Origin of the sequence: Dialister sp. CAG:357 (genome assembly GCF_000435155.1) — a bacterium.
Taxonomy (GTDB): domain Bacteria; phylum Bacillota; class Negativicutes; order Veillonellales; family Dialisteraceae; genus Dialister; species Dialister hominis.
Map to the genome: position 1 here is coordinate 1 of NZ_FR896357.1, position 4,522 is coordinate 4,522.

3 protein-coding genes are annotated in these 4,522 nt (G+C 46.2%); 1 reads left to right on the forward strand and 2 read right to left on the reverse strand.

Annotated features, from left to right (window positions below):
• Nucleotides 1–443: 443 nt before the first annotated feature.
• On the forward strand, nucleotides 444–2,627 hold the full coding sequence (speC, locus tag M3200_RS00790) for an ornithine decarboxylase (protein WP_022381638.1): 2,184 nt from the start codon (nucleotides 444–446) through the stop codon (nucleotides 2,625–2,627).
• A 171-nt stretch (nucleotides 2,628–2,798) separates the two neighbouring features.
• On the opposite strand, the gene potE is transcribed toward speC, so the two are convergent.
• Together potE and M3200_RS00800 are read right to left on the reverse strand one after the other, a co-directional pair.
• The gene (potE, locus tag M3200_RS00795) at nucleotides 2,799–4,160 is read right to left on the reverse strand and encodes a putrescine-ornithine antiporter (protein WP_022381639.1); all 1,362 of its coding nucleotides are present in this window, start codon (nucleotides 4,158–4,160) and stop codon (nucleotides 2,799–2,801) included.
• A 66-nt stretch (nucleotides 4,161–4,226) separates the two neighbouring features.
• Nucleotides 4,227–4,522 (reverse strand): Orn/Lys/Arg family decarboxylase (locus M3200_RS00800; protein ID WP_502685330.1); only part of this gene is annotated, 296 nt, incomplete at its 5' end.

Genomic DNA, 4,522 nt, shown 5'->3' on the forward strand with positions numbered 1-4,522 from the left:
GGTTCAACATGGAAACCTCCCTCTGAATGTGAATTTGGATGGAAAGCAGTACTTTGACATGAAAAAGACCCTTGGAAAAGGGCAGCCATATGGAAAGAAATCCTGTCTTCTGACATTCAGATCTTTAGTGTTGGTAGTTAGTGAAACTATCTAAGTCATTATAGCATAAAGGACAGGAAAGCAAGCTGAATTTTACCTTAACCGGCGCATGTTTCAGCCTGCTTGACCGGGCATGATTCTACGCAGTATTTTATGGAAATATTTCGCAAGTGAATAGGTTTGCCTGTGTAATTAAAAATGCTGAGAACCATTGATTTCTTCGACAATTTCCGTGCTTTAACGGTTAAAATTTGATATACTTAAAGTAATGGAAAATAATGGCATGAAGCTTGAACGAGCTCTTTTTTCAAAGCTTTGCCAAGGGAAAAATGGAGGGAATCTATATGCCGAGACGGTTAAAGATTGCCTATACCGAGAGGGCATTTGAAATATTCGGAACAGTTAATGGAAGGGATTCCATTAAGGCGGCACAAACTGATTTTACAGATACGTCGGCACTCATCATTACAGATTTGGATTCGGAATTTGCCGAAAATGAAAAGATCCGTGCTTTTGGTGTTCCTGTATTTCTGATTTTGACAGGCGAGAGCAATGTTGAGAAACTCATAGAGTGTGCTTCAGGAATCATCGACCTCCAGCATGGAGAGCATGGTTTCTATGAACGCCAGATTGTAAATGCAGCTGAAAAATATGAAGAAGAGATTCTTCCACCATTTTTCGGGAGTCTGCTGAAGTACGTAGAACGCGGAAATTCTGAATTTGACTGCCCTGGACATCAGGGCGGAGCTTATTTCAGAAAACATCCGGGCGGTAAAATCTTCTATGATTTTTATGGAGAAAACACATTCCGCGCTGATCTTTGCAATGCAGACGTCGCTATGGGAGATCTTCTTATTCATGAGGGACCGGCACTCGCCGCCCAAAAACATGCAGCGAAGGTCTTCCATGCGGATAAAGCGTATTTTGTGCTGAACGGGACATCCGGAGCGAACAAGGTTGTTTTAAATGCGCTTTTAGCACCAGGAGATCTGGTTCTTTATGAAAGAAACAACCATAAATCGATAGGCTATGGCGCACTGATACAGGCGGGAGCTATTCCGATTTATCTGGAAACAGCAAGGAATCCGTTCGGCCTTATTGGCGGTGTGCTGGATCATTGCTTCAATGAAGAGTATATACGCATGCTGATTGCGGAAAGAGACCCCAAGCGTGCCATGATGGACAGGCCGCTCAGGGCAGCCGTTATCCAGCTTGGCAATTATGACGGCTGCATATATAATGCCCGTCAGGTCGTGGATAAAATCGGGCATCTTTGTGATTATATCTTCTTTGATTCGGCCTGGGTCGGATACGAGCAGTTTATTCCCATGATGAAAGACTGCAGTCCTCTTCTCCTGAATCTGGGACCTGAAGATCCGGGAATTATTGTCGTGCAGTCTGTTCATAAACAGCAGGCTGGATTCTCGCAGGCCTCGCAGATACTGAAGAAAGATTCTCATATCAAAGGCCAGAAGCGCTACCTGCCGCATAAGATCCTGAATAACTCTTTCATGGTCAATTCTTCGACTTCACCGAATTACCAGATCTTTGCATCACTTGATATGAATGCAAAGATGCAGGAAGGGGAGAGCGGAAAGCTGCTTTGGCATGAATGTATAGTCAACGCCATTGAAGCAAGAAAATCTGTCATCCGTCATTGTAAATATCTTCGCCCGATTGTGCCTCCTGTTGTTCATGGCAGCAAGTGGGAAGATGGCGACACGGAGGATATGGCCAATGATATTTCCTACTTTGCCTTTGAGCCGGGAGGAAAGTGGCATTCTTTCCAGGGATATACGAAGAGTCAGTATTTCATTGATCCTATGAAACTGCAGCTGATGACTCCGGGAATCAATATGGAAAACGGGGAGTATGAAGATTTTGGTATTCCCGGGATCATATTGGCAGATTATCTTAGGGATAACGATGTCATCCCGGAGAAATGCGATTTGAATGATATCCTTTTCCTGATGACGCCGGCAGAAACACCGACAAAGCTTAAAGACCTGATTGCAAAGCTCGTTCGTTTTGAAAAGCATATCGACCAGGATTCCCCCATGGAAAAAGTCATTCCATCTATATATAGAAAGTATGAAGAGAAATACAGAGGATACACGATCCGGAGACTTTGCCAGGAAATGCATGATTTCTATAAAGACAGAAAGATCAACATCCTGCAGAAGAGAATGTTCCAGAAAGCCTATTTTCCTGAATATTTCATGAGCCCTCAGCAGGCAAACTGGGCACTGGTCAAAGGGCAGGGAGAATTGATTCCTCTTCGTGAAGTGGAAGGACGTGTAGTCCTTCAGGCGGCTGTTCCGTATCCGCCTGGAGTTACATGCGTTCAGGCAGGTGAACGATGGACAAGAACTGCGCTGGATTATTTCCTCGATTTTGCGGAAGTTGCGAATGTCTTTCCCGGATTTGAACCGGAACTGCAGGGCGTTTACAGGGAAAAAGATCCTGATGGAAAGATAACACCCTATGCCTATGTCCTGGCAAGGGAATACGAAAAACTATATAAATAACATCAGCAGGGCGGCATCATCATTCAGGTGATGCCGTCTTTTTAGTTTGTCAGGATCCTGAAATCAATCCGAAGAATCAATCGGACAAAAAAGAAGCACCGCCCTATCGAGAGGGCGATGCTTTATAAAGGATGGAGATGATGGTAATTGATTAGTTGAAGTTACTATTGCTTACTGTTTTGCTGCTTCTGCAGCGGCTTCTTCAATGGCCTTGTTGTCGGCTTCGGCTTTATCAAGATCGAATTTATCGGAAACCAGACCATAAAGTGTCCAGCCGAAGAAGGTAACGATAGCGCCGTATGTCATTGCTTCGAACCCGGAAGCATAGCAGGCATACAAGCTGTAAATGGAGGCAACGAATGCAATGAATTTAGTCGTTTTCAGTTCAGAGCCCAAGTGGTTGACTGCTTTCATGATGACGACAATAGCTGCCATACAGAGCAGGTACGGAACGATATTCGTAATGACGGCCAGATTGACGAGTGTTTCAAACTGATCATTCAGTGTCGGGCTGATGGTCATCAGCGAGAAGAGGGACTGAATAACGGTAATGGTTACCATGCCGATCAATGGAGTTTCAGTAGATGTGATTTTCTTCATGAATGCCGGGAAATATCCTACATCACTGCCTGCCTTGAATACGTTGGCAATGGTGAACTGCCAGCCAAGCAGGGAACCGAAGCAGGAGAGAACCATGAGGCCCATGATAATGCGGCCGACGGTCGGTCCGAACATGTGAGCAAATACAAGTCCGAATGGAGCAGAACTGCTGACAAGATCTTCAGAAGGAATAATGCCGAAGATGATGTTGGTGGAAACGATGTAGCAGGCTGCGGCAATCAGTGTTCCGCCGAGAACGGCCTTCGGTACGTTCGTTTCCGGATTATCAACGGCATCTGCATTGGCGCATGCAGATTCCATTCCGAGGAATGCCCACAGGGTCATGGTAATAGCATTGATAGCAGCGCTGCCAAAGCTCATGTCATGTACGTTCCAGTTAGCGATATACAAGGAAGGAGAGAACCAGAACCAGCCAATCAGTGCAAGACCGATACATGGAATGATGACGCCCCATACAGTAATGGAGGAAACGCGACCAGTGTATTTAGCGCCGCCAAAGTTCAGGACGGTAGCCAGCCAGAGTGTGAAGATGGTAGCGGCGCAGGTCATAATAGGATCGAGGGATTTATTCAGGAACCCGAGCGCATAACCTACGGCAGAAATAGCGATAGCAGTATTTGCAAAAATCAGTGAAACGCCGTAAGTATAGTTTGCCATAAAGTTGCCGGCTTTCCCGAAAGAGTATTCGGCATAACCGCCCATGCCGCCGCCTTTTTTAGCATACATGCCGCATTTTGCGAAAACGTATGCCAGACACATGGAACCTACTGCAGTTACGAGCCAGGAAACGATAGAGAGCGCGCCGACCTGTGCCAGCTTGGATGGCAGCATGATGATGCCGGAGCCCATCATATTGACCGCTGTTAAAATGGTCAGCTGGAATACGCTCATTTTATTTGAGCTGTTACTCATGATTACCTCCTTGATTGGGAGGGATCCGGGCTTCCGTTGTGGAAGCCCATTTCCACCCTTGCTGTATTATTTTTCAAATTCCTTTTTGAGGACATATCCGTAAGCGTGCTTCAGGCCGTCTTCGCCTTCCTGGACATAGACACCCTGGATTTCAGGAGCAAAGCCCGGGAGCTGGTTGATTCCTTCCACGAGGTCCAAGAAGTATTCAACAGCCGTCTTGGTCCATGCTTCACCGGCGTGTACGCAGATGACTCCTGGCGGATAGGGGAGAGCGCCTTCCAGGGCTGTTCTTCCTTCAGCCTCGGCAAGATCTACGAGTTCGCCATGACCTCTCATGAATTCATACTGTGCTTCCTGAGGAT

Bases quoted from the DNA above. Each gene is read 5' to 3' on its own strand.
- speC (WP_022381638.1), top strand. From the start codon at position 444: ATGCCGAGACGGTTAAAGATTGCCTATACCGAGAGGGCATTTGAAATA.
- potE (WP_022381639.1), bottom strand. From the start codon at position 4,160: ATGAGTAACAGCTCAAATAAAATGAGCGTATTCCAGCTGACCATTTTA.